Source organism: Citrobacter sp. Cpa228 (assembly GCF_030333085.1).
Lineage (GTDB): Bacteria > Pseudomonadota > Gammaproteobacteria > Enterobacterales > Enterobacteriaceae > Citrobacter > Citrobacter pasteurii.
In genome coordinates this window covers 89,302-107,582 of the sequence record NZ_JAOWGQ010000055.1, presented here as the reverse complement: position 1 = coordinate 107,582, position 18,281 = coordinate 89,302, and the positions used below count along the sequence as shown (strand labels likewise).

Genomic DNA, 18,281 nt, shown 5'->3' with positions numbered 1-18,281 from the left:
CTATGCCAATACACGACAAGACTCCACGACCGCAGGAATTTGCTGCGGTCGACCTTGGTTCAAACAGTTTCCATATGGTCATTGCCCGCGTGGTTGATGGCGCAATGCAGATTATCGGACGACTGAAACAACGCGTTCATCTGGCGGATGGCCTCGGCGAAGATAACAAGCTGAGCGAAGAGGCAATGGAGCGCGGATTAAGCTGCCTGTCGCTGTTCGCCGAACGTCTGCAGGGCTTTCCCCCGTCAAGCGTATGCATCGTGGGAACCCATACTTTGCGTCAGGCGCTGAATGCGACCGATTTTCTCAAGCGAGCGGAAAAAGTCATTCCCTACCCGATTGAGATTATCTCCGGTAACGAAGAAGCCCGACTGATTTTTATGGGCGTGGAACACACTCAGCCGGAAAAAGGCCGCAAGCTGGTTATCGATATCGGCGGCGGTTCAACAGAACTGGTGATCGGCGAAGATTTCGAACCCAAGCTGGTCGAAAGCCGCCGTATGGGCTGCGTCAGTTTTGCCCAGATGTATTTCCCGGGCGGTGTCATCAGCCGGGAAAACTTTCAGCGTGCCCGCATGGCGGCAGCGCAAAAGCTCGAAACCTTAACGTGGCAGTTTCGCATTCAGGGCTGGAATGTCGCAATGGGCGCGTCAGGCACGATTAAAGCGGCACACGAAGTGCTGCTGGAGATGGGTGAAAAAGACGGTTTTATCACCCCTGAACGCCTGGACAAACTGACATCTGAAGTGCTGAAGCATGCCTCATTTGATGCGCTCAGCCTGCCGGGGCTGTCAGAAGAGCGAAAAGCGGTATTTGTTCCCGGGCTCGCGATTCTGTGCGGCGTGTTTGACGCGCTGGCGATCCGCGAACTTCGCCTTTCTGATGGCGCACTACGCGAAGGCGTACTGTACGAGATGGAAGGACGTTTTCGCCACCAGGACGTTCGCAGCCGTACCGCCAGCAGTCTGGCGAACCAGTACAACATTGACAGTGAACAGGCCCGGCGCGTGCTGGAAACAACGATGCAAATGTACGACCAGTGGCATACGCAGCAGCCCAAACTGGCCAATCCTCAACTGGAAGCATTACTGCGCTGGGCAGCAATGCTGCATGAGGTTGGGCTGAATATCAACCACAGCGGCTTACATCGACACTCCGCTTATATTTTACAAAACAGTGACTTACCGGGATTCAATCAGGAACAACAGCTGATGATGGCAACATTAGTTCGTTATCATCGCAAAGCGGTGAAACTGGATGATTTGCCCCGCTTTACGTTGTTCAAGAAAAAACAGTTTCTGCCGTTAATTCAGCTATTGCGCCTGGGCGTACTGCTGAATAATCAGCGCCAGGCGACCACCACGCCACCAACCCTGACTCTGATAACTGATGACAACCACTGGACCTTACGCTTCCCGCATGACTGGTTTAGCCAAAATGCGCTGGTGCTGCTCGATCTGGAAAAAGAGCAGCAATACTGGGAGGGCGTAACCGGCTGGCGTCTCAAAATTGAAGAAGAAAGCTCACCCGATATCGCCGCATAAACTCTCAGCAGGTGCCAGTTCAGCTGGCACCTGTTCTTCCAGCGTTTCATGCAATGGCAGGGGTTTACCAATCAAATATCCTTGCAGGTAATCAATTCCCAGCGAAATCACCGCACTGCGTATTTCTTCAGTTTCGACATACTCCGCAACCACCTGCATTCTTTTCATCCTCGCCAGGTGGCAAATAGAGGCCACAATTTGATAGTCGAGGCTGTTCGAAACGATATTGCGAATAAAGCTGCCGTCAATTTTCAGGATATCGGCACTCACATTCTTCAGTCGCGCATAGCTGGCGTATCCGGTGCCAAAATCATCAATCGCAATCTGACAGCCCATAGATTGCAGTTGCAGTAACGTTGCCTGTGCCTGTTCCGCATTGGTTAAGGCGTTGCTTTCCGTAACTTCAAAAATCAACTGCCACGCTTCAACCTTGTACTTAACCAGTAACTGATTGATATCATGTGGAAGTCGGGCGCGACATATCGACGTAGGTGATAAGTTAATGGCAAACCGACGGGCAGGCATTTTTTCCCGATTCTGCGCCATAAACTTCAGCGTATTTTCAATCACCCACAGATCGATGCTGGACGACAAGCCAAACTCATGCGCGATCGGCAAGAAGCAATCAGGAGGGATGGTTTCACCGTCATCTCCTGCAAGGCGCAGCAGGATTTCATGATAAACGTCGCCGCGTACGCCAGAAATCGGCTGCGCCATCAGGAAAAAGCGATTGTGCTCCAGCGCCTGCTGTAGACGATTCATCATCGCCACTTTATCTTTCAGATCCCGCTGCAAGTGCATTACGCCTCGGCGCTGCAAGTTCTCTGGCGCATTAGTCGCCAGAGAAAGCTCGGCAATGGTGCTTAACTCCCCCAGTAACAGATAGATATGGTTAACAGGAGAACGGACATAGCAAAAACTGATCCCCACCTGCGGCTGTAAAGGCATGCCATCCCAAATAAAACGGAACTGTTTGATATGCCTGTCCAGGGCTTCAATGCGCTCCTGATGCGACTCGGTGTTAAAACGCAAAACTAAGTCATTACCCGATAACTGATAGACATGCTCATCCTGTTCCAACAGTGGCGTTATCCACTGTGAGAGTTTTTGCTTGTACTGGATACGCAGCATAATGCCGTAATTTTTTACCAGTAGTCCCATGCCCGGAACACGCAAAAAGCAGAGCACTGACCATGGCGTTTTTTTCAAATCCCGGTTCAATGCGCGCAAATTCGGCAGATGCACCATCGGATCAAAGTATGCCAGGCGATGGTTGCGCCGGGTAACAAAGCGTTGGCGCGTTGCCAGTACGGCAATGAAGTTCACGATGAAGGAAAAAACCAGGTAACTCGACGAGGTAATGGCAAGCTGTGTGTCATAACTCGAATACCAGGGCATATAGCGCTGATAATAATGGATTGCGATAATCAGTACGACAGACCATATCAGCGAAATAAATCTAAAACCGTATCGCATTGCTCCCCATAACATGGCAGGGAGCAATAACGACAAGGTATAATTTGTGCTAAATATTGAGCTGTGCTCATCTAGTGGTAGACACAACAATGTCATTATTGTGGTCAAAACAATCAGCCAGACCGCAAACTCTATTTTGGTAACTTTGGCGTCAAACTGTTGCTTTAATTGAGAAAAATAGCCTCTGATATGCAACGGATTACGAATCGTTCGAATAATGAAGTAACACAGTGGAACCCCAACCAGATTCCCGGTCAGCATGGCCTGATAGTTGATCAACGTGCCAGTATTAAAGGGCATAACCCCCACCATAACGGATTTGCTCTCATAGACGCCGACAAACGCGGCAAACTGGAAGAGTATCAGAAACAGGGTTGCCGGACAGAAGACCTGCCAAAACATGCGCTGAAACATCAGGCGAGAGTCACCGTGAGATACGTTGTTCCGCCGGGGAGCAAATACTTTATACCCTCCCCAACTCAGCACTATCGTAACAATAAAGTGCGTAATAATTGACAGCGTTTCAAATAACCCAACCTGTGGATATTTGTAGCAGATAATGGAAATGATAATTCCCGGCAATGCCGCCCAGCTAAAAAATAGCATCAGGCTAATCATCAACGCCAAAGGCATGTAGAAAAGAATTACGGTCCCAGTACTAATATGGGCATAGGTATTGGCAGCGCTCAATATAGGCAACAGCAAAGATGGTAAGATGAGAGGTAACGCCCACCATCTATCTCTCATACCAATATAATTTTTATTGAGTTTCATAGATGCTCAGTAGAATCCCGCACATCCTGCAGGGGGTATTCAGACAGGCATCCCACCTGACTCTAAAACGGTAAAGTTAAATACATCACTATGCCTCATCGATTTTAGTTGTCAGCAAAAGGTGACGTTTGACATATATCAAAAAAAAAGCCCCTCATTAATCAATTATTACTCTTTTCATTGTTTTTTATCGTTATTTCATTATTAATGCAAATAATAATATTAATATTCATAACATATGAGGATGAAACAACTGAAGCAATTTTACATAATGAAAAATTGACCATTTCCTCACAGTATGCCTTAATGTGAGTATCGCCCTCAGTTGGGTACACTACAAGGAACCTTTTGTGAGCCAGGTTACCAGCCTACGCAAACGACACCGATTTAATAGTCGCATGATCCGGATCGTACTGCTTATCAGTTTTCTCTTCTTCTTCGGACGCTTTGTCTACTCCGCCATTGGTGCGTGGCACCACCACCAGAACAAAAAAGAATCTCAGCAGATCACCCAGCCGCAACAGGCATCTCCTGCTCAAACCGACGTGCGCTGATCGCTCGCGCCTGTGATATCTCAGCATTAAGATTCCTTACCGGATGGCTAAGTGCCAGACATTTAACCATCCGGTAAGGGATTTGAGTGATGAAACATTACGCAGTCTTACCCACCACACGCACTGAATTATCGGATAACAGACTGCGTTTTTCGCACAAATGCACAATCTTTTAATCCCACTTCACCGCACTATTCGCGCTGATTTTCACATTTCGATTTATTGGGTATAAAAAAGACACACTGTGTTCAAATAGACGCCAATTAATATCGCCAGAAAATATCACAGACGAAAGTATTAACATTACGTATGGAATTAAATACTTATTTGAATTGTTACCATTTTAAATTCTACAGGGTAATACCATGAGTGGTTTTTCATTATTTCCGAAAATACGAAGCGGTGTTGAATGGATCTCCGGGCATAGCGACGCGGTTATTCAGTTTGGCTGGAATATTGTTGCCGCCGTGATTTTACTGTTTGTCGGTAAATTTATCGCTCGCCTGCTCTCCCGTGGACTGGAAAAGTTACTGTTAAAACGTAAAGTCGACAGAACCATCATTCAATTTTTCACTGCGCTGGTACGTTACATTACCCTCGCCTTTGCCGTGGTAGCCGCATTAGGGCGCGTGGGTATTGAAACATCATCTATTATTGCCGTCATTGGCGCTGCTGGGTTGGCCATTGGCCTTGCGCTACAAGGGTCACTCTCCAACTTTGCCGCTGGCGTACTATTGGTCTCCCTGCGTCCATTCCGCGCCGGAGAAGTGGTACAAATTGGGGCAGTCACCGGAACGGTGGAAAAGGTGCATATTTTCTCCACCACCCTGCTCACCGCCGACAGCAAAGAAGTGGTCATTCCAAACGGTAAGATCATCGCTGACAATATCATTAACTATTCCCGCCACCCTTTCCGCCGTATCGATCTGGTGATTGGCGTGGGCTATCAGAGCCGGATAGCTGACGTTAAGCGCGTGATTAACCATATTATCGGGCAAGATACCCGCATCGATAAGCAACGTGGGGTGACCGTTCGTCTGGGTGAACTGGGCGCTTCAGCATTGAATTTTTACGTCCGCGTATGGGTACCCAACATCGAATACTGGAATACCTATTACGATCTGTTGGAAAACATTAAAGAAGCCCTGGACGCCAACCATATTGCCCTGCCGTATCCGCAGATGGATATCCGCGTGGAGAACGTGTCATCCCAATCTCACCCCCAGCTACAGTTAGTTGATTAATAGGCTGTACTTCGGTGTGAGCGCAATAAAAAACCCTCTGTTAAAGAGGGTTTGACATATTACCGTTTCAAAAACCACTAACGGAGAGAGATATTATTCCCACTCAATGGTAGCTGGCGGCTTACCGCTGATGTCATACACCACGCGGGAAATACCGTTCACTTCGTTGATGATGCGGTTAGAGACGCGGCCCAGGAAGTCATACGGCAGATGCGCCCAGTGGGCGGTCATAAAGTCGATGGTCTCAACAGCACGCAGGGAAACAACCCAGTCGTATTTACGGCCATCGCCCATGACGCCAACGGAACGTACCGGCAGGAACACGGTGAACGCCTGACTGACTTTGTTGTACAGGTCAGCTTTGTGCAGTTCTTCGATGAAGATAGCATCTGCACGACGCAACAAATCGCAGTACTCTTTCTTCACTTCGCCCAGTACGCGCACGCCCAGACCCGGCCCCGGGAACGGGTGACGGTACAGCATGTCGTACGGCAGACCCAGCTCCAGACCAATCTTACGCACTTCGTCTTTGAACAGCTCACGCAGCGGTTCAACCAGACCCATCTTCATCTCTTTCGGCAGGCCACCCACGTTGTGGTGAGATTTGATAACGTGTGCTTTACCGGTGGCGGAAGCCGCGGATTCAATCACGTCCGGATAGATAGTGCCCTGCGCCAGCCATTTAACGTCTTCCAGTTTCAGTGCTTCTTCATCGAACACTTCAACGAACACACGACCGATGATTTTACGTTTGGCTTCCGGATCGCTCTCGCCTTTCAGCGCATCCAGGAAACGCTGCTCGCCTTCAACATGAACAATATTCAGACCGAAGTGGTCACCAAACATATCCATCACCTGCTGAGCTTCATTCAGGCGCAGCAGACCGTTGTCAACGAACACACAGGTCAGATTTTTGCCGATCGCACGGTGCAACAGCATCGCGGTGACGGAGGAGTCAACGCCACCGGACAGACCGAGGATCACTTTATCGTCGCCAACCTGCTCACGGATACGTGCAACAGCGTCGTCGATGATTTTTTCCGGCGTCCACAGCGCTTCACACTGGCAGATGTCACGCACAAAGCGCTCCAGCATACGCATGCCCTGACGGGTGTGGGTCACTTCCGGGTGGAACTGTACGCCGTAGAAGCGTTTTTCTTCGTGCGCCATAATGGCGAACGGGCAGCTGTCGGTGCTGGCGACAGTGACGAAACCTTCAGGAATGGCGGTCACTTTGTCACCGTGGCTCATCCATACGTCCAGCAGCGGTTTGCCGTCGGCGGTCAGGGAGTCTTCAATACCACGCACCAGCGCGCTGTCAGTCTGAACCTCTACCTGCGCATAGCCGAATTCACGTTCGTTAGACCCTTCAACGTGGCCACCGAGCTGCATTGCCATGGTCTGCATGCCGTAGCAGACGCCGAACACCGGCACACCGGCATTGAAAACGTATTCTGGCGCACGCGGGCTGTTTTCTTCGGTGGTGCTTTCCGGACCACCGGAAAGAATGATACCACTTGGGTTGAATTCGCGAATTTGTGCTTCCGTAACATCCCATGCCCACAGTTCACAGTAGACGCCCAGTTCACGTACGCGACGTGCAACCAGCTGAGTATACTGCGATCCGAAATCGAGGATGAGAATGCGATGTTTATGAATATTGTCTGTCATTGACGCTAATTCCGAGGCAAGTGAAACAAATTCGCCCGGCATAGAGCCGGGCGCGGAAACTTATCAGGAGCCCATGCGGTAGTTAGGGGACTCTTTGGTGATGGTCACATCGTGAACGTGACTTTCCTGGATACCCGCACCGCTGATACGGACAAATTCAGCCTGAGTACGCAGCGCGTCGATAGTACCACAGCCGGTCAGCCCCATACAGGAGCGCAGGCCGCCCATCTGCTGGTGAATGATCTCTTTCAGGCGGCCTTTATACGCTACGCGGCCTTCGATACCTTCCGGGACCAGTTTATCGGCGGCGTTATCGCTCTGGAAGTAACGGTCGGAGGAGCCTTTGGACATCGCGCCCAGAGAACCCATACCGCGGTAAGATTTGTAAGAACGGCCCTGGTACAGTTCGATTTCACCCGGGGATTCTTCAGTACCCGCCAGCATGGAGCCCACCATGACTGCAGCAGCACCGGCAGCGATTGCTTTCGCGATGTCGCCAGAGAAACGAATACCGCCATCGGCGATAACCGGAATACCGGTGCCTTCCAGCGCTTCAACGGCGTCAGAAACAGCGGTGATCTGCGGTACACCTACGCCGGTAACGATACGGGTGGTACAGATGGAGCCAGGGCCGATACCCACTTTAACAGCGCTGCAGCCGGCTTCAGCCAGAGCGCGAGCGCCAGCGCCCGTTGCGACGTTACCACCGATGATCTGCAGATCCGGATATTTAGCGCGAGTTTCACGAATACGCTGCAATACGCCTTCAGAGTGACCGTGAGAGGAGTCAATCAGCAGTACATCAACGCCCGCGGCAACCAGCGCGTCAACGCGCTCTTCGTTACCAGCACCCGCGCCGACAGCAGCACCAACGCGCAGACGACCATGCTCGTCTTTACAGGCGTTAGGTTTACGTTCTGCTTTCTGAAAATCCTTAACCGTGATCATGCCGAGAAGATGGAAGCTGTCATCAACGACCAGCGCTTTCTCAACACGTTTTTCGTGCATTTTTGCAAACACAACATCACGCGCTTCGCCTTCGCGTACGGTTACCAGACGCTCTTTCGGCGTCATATAAACGCTAACCGGTTGGCTGAGGTCGGTAACAAAGCGTACGTCACGACCGGTGATGATACCGACCAGTTCGTTGTCTTCCGTTACAACCGGATAGCCTGCAAAGCCATTACGCTCGGTCAGTTCTTTCACTTCACGCAGCGTGGTGGTGGGCAGTACGGTCTGCGGATCGGTCACCACGCCAGATTCGTGTTTTTTCACACGTTTAACTTCTTCGGCCTGGCGCTCGATGGACATGTTTTTGTGGATAAAACCGATGCCGCCTTCCTGAGCCAGGGCAATTGCCAGGCGAGCTTCCGTCACGGTGTCCATAGCCGCAGAGAGCATAGGAATGTTCAGGCGAATGGTTTTCGTCAACTGGGTGCTGAGATCAGCAGTATTCGGCAGAACGGTAGAATGAGCGGGAACGAGGAGGACGTCGTCAAACGTCAGGGCTTCTTTAGCGATACGTAGCATGGGCAATATCTCACCTGGGAGGTTATTAAATATTGCCGCGGCATTATACAGAGCGTAACCGATTGCATCCACACTTTTTTGCAAAAAAACCTTGCGCTCCTCTGTGAGCATGTTACTTTCGATTGAATAACCTGCTGATTTAGAATTTGATCCCGCTCACATGTTATCCTCTCAAACCACCTCAATTTTTACCGTAAGCCGCCTGAATCAGACGGTTCGTCTGCTGCTTGAGCAGGAAATGGGACACGTGTGGATCAGCGGCGAAATTTCGAATTTCACCCAGCCCTCTTCAGGCCACTGGTATTTCACGCTTAAAGATGACACCGCCCAGGTACGTTGCGCGATGTTCCGCAACAGTAACCGCCGGGTGACCTTCCGCCCGCAGCATGGACAGCAGGTGCTGGTACGCGCCAACATTACGCTGTACGAGCCGCGCGGCGACTACCAGATAATCGTCGAGAGCATGCAGCCTGCGGGCGAAGGATTGTTGCAGCAAAAATATGAACAGCTGAAAGCCAAATTACAGGCTGAAGGTTTGTTCGATCAGCAATACAAACAACCGTTGCCCTCACCGGCCCATTGCGTCGGGGTGATCACCTCGAAAACCGGGGCTGCGCTGCACGATATCCTCCATGTTCTGAAACGTCGTGACCCTTCCCTGCCCGTGATAATTTACCCAACCGCCGTGCAGGGTGATGATGCGCCGGGGCAGATTGTTCATGCCATTGAACTGGCTAACGCACGTCTGGAGTGCGATGTTTTAATCGTCGGGCGTGGTGGTGGATCGCTGGAGGATTTATGGAGCTTTAACGACGAACGCGTGGCGCGGGCAATATTTAACAGTGCCATTCCGGTCGTTAGCGCCGTTGGCCATGAAACCGATGTCACTATTGCTGACTTCGTCGGCGACTTGCGCGCGCCTACGCCGTCTGCGGCGGCGGAAATTGTCAGCCGCAATCAACAGGAGCTGTTACGCCAGATTCAGTCTGTGCAGCAGCGTCTGGGTATGGCGATGGATTACTACATCGCGAACCTCAACCGCCGTTTCACTCAGATGTTCCACCGTCTGCAACAGCAGCACCCTCAGTTGCGTCTGGCCCGTCAGCAAACAGTGCTGGAGCGGCTGCGGCAGAGAATGAACTTCGCACTTGAGAATAAGATTAAGCAAGCCAACCAGCGCCAACAGCGCGGAAGTCAACGCCTGAACCAACAAAACCCACAGTCGCGCATTTATCGGGCGCAAACCCGTATTCAGCAACTGGAATATCGTCTGGCGGAGAATATCCGCGCGCGTTTAAGCGAGCAGCGAGAACGCTTTGGTAATGTGGTGACGCATCTTGAAGCCGTAAGCCCGCTTTCCACGCTGGCGCGCGGCTATAGCGTCACTACCGCGACGGACGGCAAAGTGCTGAAGCAGACCAAACAGGTGAAGGCCGGTGATGTGCTCACGACCCGACTGTCAGATGGTTGGGTAGAGAGTGAAGTGAAAGGCGTAACGGCGGCAAAGAAAACGCGTAAGAAAAAGCCGGATTAAACCGGCGCAAACTCCACGCGTTTCTTCGAAATCAACCCATGGCCATTCTGACAGAAGTAATCCACCGCTCCGCAGGCTTTTAATACCTGGAGCGGTTGATGGCACTCCGGACAGCGCGCTTCTAACGGAATATCTTTTTTGCAGTTTTCACAGTGCGCCACACCGTTTTGCAGTTCCAGTTCTGCGTGACAATCCGGGCAGTTCATTGACATGGTGACTCCTCTAAAGGGCATTCAGCTCTGCATTAATTTTACCACGATACGCTTAGTGTGGGCCACGCAGCTGTTGCTGCAAGGTGAGTAATCGTTCAACCTCCTCCAGTCTGCGCTGCGTTGTGCACCTCACCTCCTGTGGGTTGCGTTCAAACAGACTTTGCGCCCCCAGAATATGTTCCGCCAGACAATGGGCATAAATCGTACCGGGAAGCCTCCAGCGACGCACAGCATCACCGTCAATCACTTCAAGCACATCCTCGGCCCCGCGCCGGTCATGGCTGATGATACGACCATCGCTCAGATACAGGCGCAAACCTTTTTGACCGCCAGTTGGACCCGCGTATTTATTCAGCCAGATATCCAGCGGTATACTGCTAATCTGCCCCTGAAGATGAGCTTCACCCTCTGCCGTAGTCAGGTCACCGCGGGAGATATCACGCCCCAGGCGGTCTTTAGCCCGCTTCACCTGCAAAGTCATACTGTCATTGCCGCCCAGGCAACGTACCGTTTCACGCAACATTGCCAGCACGTGCGTACCGATATCCAGAATCACGCCATCCGGGTGGCGCAGCTCGCGCGCATCCGGCTCACCGGTGGCAAAGTTAAGCGCTATAGGCTCCCCTGCGGCGTTAAACCCGCTTGGCTCCTGCAAGAAACCTTCGATTTTAACAATGTCCGAAAAGTGGGAAACCAGTGTCGGTTGTGGGTTATCGCCCTGCCACTGCGCCCCGAGTTTCCCTAATGCCAGCTGCATTGCGCCATTACGCGCCATCCAATGGTCTAGCGCCAGTACGCGATCAGCGACGCCGGGTTGAACCAGCAGCATTTTCAGTTTTTCAATTTGGGAAAGCGTGGCGACAATCGGTTTTTCGACCACGATACGTGCGATGGGAGCGGCCAGCGCCTGTTCCAGCACCTCAAGATGGTGCAGGGATGCGGTGGTGATAAACAGGGTATCAAGCGGTGTTGCCAGAAGTTCAGCGAGCGATGCGCAGCGTGTCACATCTGCAGGCTGTTTTGCGGGTTGCACATCAAATCCCACACAGCGGAATGAATCACCGAACATATGACGTAATGCGGGCAAGTATGCCGTTTCAACCACCGCGCCAAGCCCCACAAACCCTAACAACATACTTTTACCTCGTTGATTGAATTGCCGGAGCAGAATGCCCGCCCCGGCAATGTCGAGGTGTTATCAGGCGCTGGTAACCGGTTTAGTCTGCGCATTCTCCAGCATACGGCGTACCGGAACAATGAGGACTACCAATACCGCAGCACAGATTATCAACGCGATAGAACAACGCGCAAACAGATCCGGCAGCATATCAAGCTGGTCGGCCTTCACATGACCACCAATCAGACCCGCGGCCAGGTTACCCAGCGCACTGGCGCAGAACCACAGGCCCATCATCTGCCCACGCATTCTTTCCGGTGCCAACAGCGTCATCGTCGCCAGACCAATCGGACTCAGACACAGTTCGCCAAGCGTCAGCATCAGGATACTTCCCACCAGCCAGAAAGGCGAAACGCCTGCACCACCATTATTCAGCACGTTTTGCGCTGCCAGCATCATCAGGCCAAAACCCGCTGCGGCACACAGAATACCGATAACAAATTTAGTAATACTGCTCGGGCGAATGTTCATGCTGGCAAGCTTCGGCCACGCCCAGCTAAAGACCGGGGCCAGCAGGATGATAAACAGCGCGTTAATCGACTGGAACCAGACTGCCGGGATTTCAAAACCGCCGATCATACGATTAGTGTAGTCGTTAGCGAACAGGTTAAACGACGTTGGTTTTTGCTCAAATGCCGACCAGAAGAAGGCAGCGGAAACCAGCAGAATAAAGCAGACCAACAGTCTGGCGCGCTCTTTACGGTTCAGCCCGGCAAAGACAAACAGGTAGATGAAGTAGAGGGCTACGGATGCCGCAATCACATACACCAACACGCTGGCTACCGCGACCGGGTTAATCACAATCACACCTTGAGCAATCAGGGTAACAATGACTGCCACACCTACCGCCAGCGCCAACAACCACGTGCCTACGCCCTTTCTTTTGACTACCGGGCTGTTCCAGGTCGAGTCCAGACCGACTTCGCTGTCGTAGCGTTTCATCGCCGGAACAGCAAATACGCGGAAGATAATCAACGCGACCAGCATCCCGATGCCACCGATTCCAAAACCCCAATGCCAGCCATGAGATTTAATCAGCCACCCGGAGATCAACGGAGCAATGAAGGAGCCCATATTGATACCCATGTAGAACAGCGAGAAACCGCCATCACGACGCGCATCGCCTTTTTTATACAGCGTACCCACCATCACCGAGATACAGGTCTTAAACAGACCAGAGCCGAGCACGATAAACATCAGGCCGATAAAGAACAGGTTGTCACCCATGATGGCCGAGAGCGCAATCGACAGGTGACCAAGCGCAATCAGGATGGAGCCATACCATACCGCTTTTTGTTGGCCGAGCCAGTTATCCGCCAGCCAGCCACCCGGCAACGCAGCAAGATACATCGTACCAGCAAAGATACCGACAATCGCCGACGCATTTTCACGCGCCAGCCCCATGCCGCCGTCATAAACGGTAGCCGCCATAAACAGGATCAGTAACGGGCGAATGCCATAAAACGAGAAACGCTCCCACATCTCTGTGAAGAACAATGAGCCGAGCGGATAAGGATGACCGAAGAAAGTTCGGCTTTCTTTTTGATTAACAGAGGATTGCATAATTCTCCCGAAAAGATATGTCGTGTGCTTGTAAACACCGTGATGTACGCCGGCCAGGTACGTAGCTGGTCGATTTTTTACATACGGCGAAGAGTTATTTAACCATTTGATAACCTGACAGTAGTTTTGTCTAGTACCAACCGGGTGACTTTAAGATGAAAATTCGACAATTGTCTACTTTCTTAGATTTAAACTTGGTAAAAAGCGAATAGTCATTGACAGCAAACAGACAGGTACAGGCGAAAAAAAGCCCGCGATTTACGCGGGCCTCTATCGCCATCAGCAAACTTACTTGCTTTTTTTGATGTGCTTAATCAAACGCTTACGCTTACGCATCTGAGTTGGTGTCAGTGTATTACGTTTGTTGGCAAACGGGTTTTCCCCTTCTTTGAACTGAATACGGATTGGTGTACCCATGACTTCCAGTGATTTGCGGAAGTAGTTCATCAGATAGCGCTTGTATGAATCCGGCAGGTCTTTCACCTGGTTACCATGAATCACCACAATCGGTGGGTTATAACCACCGGCGTGTGCATACTTAAGCTTCACACGGCGACCACGTACCAGCGGCGGCTGATGATCTTCTGCCGCCATGGTCATGATGCGAGTCAGCATCGCGGTGCTGACGCGGCGGGTCGAGCTGTCATACGCTTCGCGCACGGATTCGAACAGGTTACCTACACCGCTGCCGTGCAGCGCAGAGATAAAGTGAACGCGGGCAAAGTCGATAAAGCCCAGACGGAAGTCCAGTGTCTCTTTTACCTGTTCTTTCACTTCCTGTGTCAGGCCGTCCCATTTGTTGACGACGATAACAAGTGAGCGCCCACTATTGAGGATAAAGCCCAACAGCGAGAGGTCCTGATCGGAGATCCCTTCGCGTGCGTCAATCACCAGCATCACCACGTTGGCATCTTCAATTGCCTGCAACGTTTTGATTACGGAAAATTTTTCTACCGCTTCGGTAATTTTACCGCGCTTGCGCACGCCTGCGGTATCGATGAGCACATATTCGCGTTCATCACGCTGCATTGGGATATAAATACTGTCACGCGTGGTCCCCGGCATGTCGTAAACCACCACACGATCTTCGCCAAGAATACGGTTAGTAAGCGTGGACTTACCTACGTTCGGACGACCAACAATCGCCAGTTTGATCGGCAGATCCTGCGGGTTGAAGTCGTCTTCAGGCTCTTCTTTGCCATTTTCTTTGGCTTCCAGTTGCGCCCAATATTCCGCGTCTTCGTCCACTTCTTCCTGCGGAGCGACGTCATCCATCCACGGCAGCAGAACATGCTCCAACAGGCTGAGAACGCCACGACCATGGGACGCCGCGATGGGGTAAATTTCGCCCAGCCCCAGCGAGTAAAAATCAACAACCGCCTGATCCGGATCGAGTCCGTCAGTTTTGTTGGCAACGAGGAAGGTTGGTTTCTGGCGCGCACGCAGATGCTTGGCAATGGCTTCATCTGCCGGCATCAGACCAGCACGCGCATCCACCATGAACAGCACAACGTCCGCTTCTTCGATAGCCAGCAACGACTGCTCAGCCATACGGGTTTCAACACCGTCTTCGGTGCCATCAATACCGCCAGTATCAATGCAGATAAACTCGCGGCCTTCAATTTCCGCACGACCGTACTTACGGTCACGAGTCAGACCCGGGAAATCCGCAACCAGCGCATCTCGGGTGCGAGTTAGACGGTTAAATAACGTGGATTTGCCAACGTTAGGGCGCCCGACAAGCGCGACCACAGGTACCATGTTTAAAGCCTCATTTAAAAAATCATCAGACAACGGACGCTATTTTTGCGCCATTGTTAAAAACAGTAAAACGGCCCCTGCACCAGGAGCCGTTTTTCAAAGCGAGCGGCCGCGACGATTAACGCGTAATGGAGTACAGCGTACCGTCTTTCGCCTGGATCAGCAGTTTACCATCAGCAGAGACCGGCTCTGTCAGGAAACCTGAGCTGTCGACTTTCTGCTGAGCGACAAAGCGACCATCTTCAACGTTAATCCAGTGCAGGTAGCCTTCGCTATCGCCTACGACCAGGTTGCCGTTATACAGAGCCGGAGACGTCAGCAGACGGTGCAGCAGATCGCTTTGCGTCCACAGCGTCACGCCGCCGTCGGTAGTCAGCGCCAGCACACGGTCATTCTGATCAACCAGATAGATACGATTACCATCGACGATGAAATCATTCACCGAGCCGAGCTCACGTTTCCACATGATCTGGCCGCTGCGTAGATCCAGCGCCGTCAGGTTACCATTATAAGCCAGTGCGTAAACTACACCATTGACGATAACCGGCGTGGTATCGACATCACTCAGACGATCGATTTCGGTTGGGCCAGTGGCCTGAGAAATACGCTGCTGCCAAATCATCTGGCCCTGCTGCATCAGTACGGCACTTACGCGACCATTATCGCCACCCACAATAGCTGCGCCAAAGGCGGTCGCCGGAGCGGATTCACCACGTAAGGAAAGTGATGGCATGTCGAGGTTCACGGTCCATTTGATGGCGCCGTCAGCTTCGTTCAATGCCTGCAACTGGCCGTTGCTGGTGTGGATCAACACCATGCCATCGCTAACAACCGGACGAGACAGCGCTTCGCCGGCAACTTTCGTTTGCCATGCGGTGGTCCCGTCGCTGGTGTTAAGCGCATAAACCTGTGCTTTTTCGCTGCCAATATAAACATGGCCGCCCGACACGGTTACACCGCCAGAAAGCTGAGCAGATGCACGGGAGAACCAACCGTCTTTCTCACCCAGATTAACAGACCAGACTTCTTTGCCGTCGTCTGCGTTCAGCGCTTTCACCACACCGGCGCGAGAGGCTGCATAGACCACGTTATCCGCCAGCGCAGGATGAAGGTTGGAGTAGAAATCACCAATACCGTTACCTACAGAAGTGCTCCAGGCAGTAGACGGAGTAAACTGGTTTTCAACCACCGGTAACGGGGACATCTTAACGACATCTTCTTCGCCACTAAACAGTGAACAGCCGCTCAATAGGGTAACGGAAAGCAGCCCTGGCAGAAGTAATTTACGCAATTGCATCGGGTCCCTCTCAGATGGACAAATTATTGATTTTCATCTGCATCATTTCGCTCAGAGCAGGAGAGGCATCGCTTTTCACGCCCGCTTCCCATGCGCTACGCGCACCTTGTTTATCGCCTTTGCTCAGCAACGCTTCACCACGCAGATCGGCCACAATTGCCGCCCACCCTTCACCTTTAATGGTATCGAGTGTTTTCAGCGCGGTATCAGCCTGCTTAAGCTGAACCTGAACACGAGCAAGACGCAGATTAAGCACCGCTTTGAGATTCTCATCGCTGGTGGCGGCCAGACCTTGTTGTAACTGGGCCGCGGCTTTCTCTAGTTCGTTTTGGTCAACAAACTGCTGTGCCAGTTCCATTGACGCTAATGCGCCATAGGTGTTTTTGTTTTCCGCGGCAAATTTCTCTGCAGCAGGAATGCTATCAGGCTTACCTGCGCTAACCGCAGTCACCGTATTTTGATATGCCAGAGAAGCAGAGCGTGCGGACTCCGTCTGATGACTGGTCCAGTAACGCCAGCCGACCAGCGCGCCAACCCCTAAAATTACCCCAACAACCAGCGCTTTGCCGTTTTCAGCAAAGAAGCGTTTTACCGCATCAACCTGGTCGTGTTCGTTCTCGTAAATTTCCACGCTGTCCTTCTCCTTAGCCCAGTAGAGTGCGCAAATGCGCGGCAACGCTATCCTGCGCTACTGCCGTTTGCTCACCAGAGCGCAAATCCTTCACTACAACAGTACCGTCAGCCACTTCGGACTCACCCAGTACCAGTGCAACGCGGGCGCCCCACTTATCGGCGCGAGCAAACTGTTTCTTAAAGTTGCCGCCACCGTGGTTAGTCATCAGTTTCACACCAGGAACTTCATCGCGCAGACGTTCTGCAAGCCGCATTGCCGCCGACTGCGTGTCCGCCCCTGAAGCAACCAGGTATATATCGACAACAGGGGAGGCAATAAATTCCGAATTAACTGCCTGAACTAACAAAACAAGTCGTTCCAGGCCCATAGCAAAGCCTACAGCCGGCGTTGCGCGGCCGCCAAGTTGCTCTACCAGACCGTCATAACGACCACCTGCACACACGGTACCCTGTGAGCCCAGGCTGGTGGTGACCCACTCAAATACGGTGCGGTTGTAGTAATCAAGACCACGAACCAGACGCTGATTGACCGTGTAGGCAATGCCTGCGGACTCCAGCAGTTTGCACAAGCCCGCGAAGTGCTCGCGCGAGTCGTCGTCAAGATAGTCGCCCAGTGCAGGCGCGTCGTTGAGCAGCGCCTGTACTTCCGGGTTTTTGGAGTCGAGAACGCGCAGCGGGTTGGTGTACATACGGCGCTTGCAGTCTTCGTCCAGTTTCTCTTTGTGCAGTTCCAGGTAGGCGACCAGCGCATCACGGTAGTTAGCGCGGGCTTCAAGCGAACCGATTGAGTTCAGCTCCAGGCTGACATGCTGAGAAATACCCAGCGCGCGCCACCAGCGAGCGGTCAGCAGAATGAGTTCAGCATCAATATCCGGGCCTTGCAGGCCAAAAACTTCGCAACCCAACTGATGGAATTGACGATAGCGTCCTTTTTGCGGACGTTCGTGGCGGAACATCGGCCCGATATACCACAGACGCTGTTCCTGATTGTACAGGAGACCATGTTCGATGCCGGCGCGTACGCAACCCGCAGTCCCTTCAGGACGCAACGTCAGGCTGTCGCCATTGCGGTCCTCAAAGGTATACATCTCTTTTTCAACCACGTCGGTGACTTCACCGATCGCGCGTTTGAATAACGGGGTCTGCTCTACAATCGGCAAGCGGATTTCACTGTAACCATAGCTGCCGAGCACGTTTTTGAGAGTGCCTTCAATGCGCTGCCAGATGGCGGTTTCGCCAGGCAGATAATCGTTCATGCCGCGAATGGCTTGAATGTTTTTTGCCACGTTTATTCTCTTTATGAATATAAAA

At 52.0% G+C, this 18,281-nt stretch carries 14 protein-coding genes; 4 read left to right on the top strand and 10 right to left on the bottom strand.

All coding sequences use genetic code 11. The features are described 5' to 3' along the window. The first annotated feature begins 2 nt into the window (after positions 1-2). Positions 3-1,544, top strand: a complete 1,542-nt coding sequence (gene ppx, locus OGX91_RS19050) for an exopolyphosphatase (protein ID WP_040233481.1) — start codon at positions 3-5, stop codon at positions 1,542-1,544. Here ppx and OGX91_RS19045 read toward each other — a convergent pair. Continuing rightward, positions 1,524-3,794, bottom strand: a complete 2,271-nt coding sequence (locus OGX91_RS19045) for a sensor domain-containing phosphodiesterase (RefSeq protein ID WP_149692241.1) — start codon at positions 3,792-3,794, stop codon at positions 1,524-1,526. The genes ppx and OGX91_RS19045 overlap by 21 nt on opposite strands. Before the next feature lie 350 nt (positions 3,795-4,144). Here OGX91_RS19045 and OGX91_RS19040 point away from each other — a divergent pair, with 350 nt between their 5' ends. Then, positions 4,145-4,348, top strand: coding sequence for a YfgG family protein (locus OGX91_RS19040; protein ID WP_072033354.1), 204 nt, complete (start codon positions 4,145-4,147; stop codon positions 4,346-4,348). 365 nt (positions 4,349-4,713) lie between these two features. Beyond that, positions 4,714-5,592 carry a small-conductance mechanosensitive channel MscS gene (gene mscS, locus OGX91_RS19035; protein WP_005120442.1) on the top strand — a complete coding sequence of 293 codons (879 nt, stop codon included), beginning with the start codon at positions 4,714-4,716 and terminating at the stop codon, positions 5,590-5,592. A gap of 93 nt (positions 5,593-5,685) precedes the next feature. Here the strand turns inward: mscS and guaA are convergent, their stop codons facing one another. Together guaA and guaB are read right to left on the bottom strand one after the other, a co-directional pair. Beyond that, the gene (guaA, locus tag OGX91_RS19030; protein ID WP_005120440.1) at positions 5,686-7,263 is read right to left on the bottom strand and encodes a glutamine-hydrolyzing GMP synthase; all 1,578 of its coding nucleotides are present in this window, start codon (positions 7,261-7,263) and stop codon (positions 5,686-5,688) included. 63 nt (positions 7,264-7,326) lie between these two features. Beyond that, positions 7,327-8,793 (bottom strand): IMP dehydrogenase, encoded by a 1,467-nt coding sequence (gene guaB, locus OGX91_RS19025; protein WP_040233522.1) that lies wholly within the window; start codon positions 8,791-8,793, stop codon positions 7,327-7,329. 160 nt (positions 8,794-8,953) lie between these two features. Here guaB and xseA point away from each other — a divergent pair, with 160 nt between their 5' ends. Then, complete coding sequence (gene xseA, locus OGX91_RS19020) at positions 8,954-10,327, top strand: exodeoxyribonuclease VII large subunit (protein WP_199946821.1); 1,374 nt, start codon at positions 8,954-8,956, stop codon at positions 10,325-10,327. On the opposite strand, the gene OGX91_RS19015 is transcribed toward xseA, so the two are convergent. From OGX91_RS19015 to hisS, 7 genes are all read right to left on the bottom strand, one after another. Next, a complete protein-coding gene (locus OGX91_RS19015) occupies positions 10,324-10,539 on the bottom strand; it encodes a zinc ribbon domain-containing protein (protein ID WP_005120435.1) in 216 nt (71 codons plus the stop codon). The genes xseA and OGX91_RS19015 overlap by 4 nt on opposite strands. 52 nt (positions 10,540-10,591) lie before the next feature. After that, on the bottom strand, positions 10,592-11,674 hold the full coding sequence (locus OGX91_RS19010; protein WP_005120434.1) for a Gfo/Idh/MocA family oxidoreductase: 1,083 nt from the start codon (positions 11,672-11,674) through the stop codon (positions 10,592-10,594). A gap of 63 nt (positions 11,675-11,737) precedes the next feature. Next, positions 11,738-13,279, bottom strand: a complete 1,542-nt coding sequence (locus OGX91_RS19005; RefSeq protein WP_040233473.1) for a peptide MFS transporter — start codon at positions 13,277-13,279, stop codon at positions 11,738-11,740. A 288-nt stretch (positions 13,280-13,567) separates the two neighbouring features. Then, positions 13,568-15,040, bottom strand: coding sequence for a ribosome biogenesis GTPase Der (der, locus tag OGX91_RS19000; RefSeq protein WP_286627191.1), 1,473 nt, complete (start codon positions 15,038-15,040; stop codon positions 13,568-13,570). A gap of 118 nt (positions 15,041-15,158) precedes the next feature. Further along, positions 15,159-16,337: an outer membrane protein assembly factor BamB gene (bamB, locus tag OGX91_RS18995; protein WP_005120430.1), complete on the bottom strand. Its 1,179-nt coding sequence runs from the start codon at positions 16,335-16,337 to the stop codon at positions 15,159-15,161. 10 nt (positions 16,338-16,347) lie between these two features. Beyond that, entirely contained in the window at positions 16,348-16,968 is a 621-nt protein-coding gene (locus OGX91_RS18990) for a YfgM family protein (RefSeq protein WP_005120429.1), read from the bottom strand. Positions 16,969-16,981: 13 nt separating this feature from the next. Then, complete coding sequence (gene hisS / locus OGX91_RS18985; RefSeq protein WP_286627187.1) at positions 16,982-18,256, bottom strand: histidine--tRNA ligase; 1,275 nt, start codon at positions 18,254-18,256, stop codon at positions 16,982-16,984. Positions 18,257-18,281 lie beyond the last annotated feature (25 nt).

Bases quoted from the DNA above. Each gene is read 5' to 3' on its own strand.
- xseA (WP_199946821.1), top strand. From the start codon at position 8,954: ATGTTATCCTCTCAAACCACCTCAATTTTTACCGTAAGCCGCCTGAAT.
- guaB (WP_040233522.1), bottom strand. From the start codon at position 8,793: ATGCTACGTATCGCTAAAGAAGCCCTGACGTTTGACGACGTCCTCCTC.
- ppx (WP_040233481.1), top strand. From the start codon at position 3: ATGCCAATACACGACAAGACTCCACGACCGCAGGAATTTGCTGCGGTC.
- guaA (WP_005120440.1), bottom strand. From the start codon at position 7,263: ATGACAGACAATATTCATAAACATCGCATTCTCATCCTCGATTTCGGA.
- bamB (WP_005120430.1), bottom strand. From the start codon at position 16,337: ATGCAATTGCGTAAATTACTTCTGCCAGGGCTGCTTTCCGTTACCCTA.
- OGX91_RS19045 (WP_149692241.1), bottom strand. From the start codon at position 3,794: ATGAAACTCAATAAAAATTATATTGGTATGAGAGATAGATGGTGGGCG.
- OGX91_RS19010 (WP_005120434.1), bottom strand. From the start codon at position 11,674: ATGTTGTTAGGGTTTGTGGGGCTTGGCGCGGTGGTTGAAACGGCATAC.
- der (WP_286627191.1), bottom strand. From the start codon at position 15,040: ATGGTACCTGTGGTCGCGCTTGTCGGGCGCCCTAACGTTGGCAAATCC.
- mscS (WP_005120442.1), top strand. From the start codon at position 4,714: ATGAGTGGTTTTTCATTATTTCCGAAAATACGAAGCGGTGTTGAATGG.
- OGX91_RS19005 (WP_040233473.1), bottom strand. From the start codon at position 13,279: ATGCAATCCTCTGTTAATCAAAAAGAAAGCCGAACTTTCTTCGGTCAT.
- OGX91_RS19015 (WP_005120435.1), bottom strand. From the start codon at position 10,539: ATGTCAATGAACTGCCCGGATTGTCACGCAGAACTGGAACTGCAAAAC.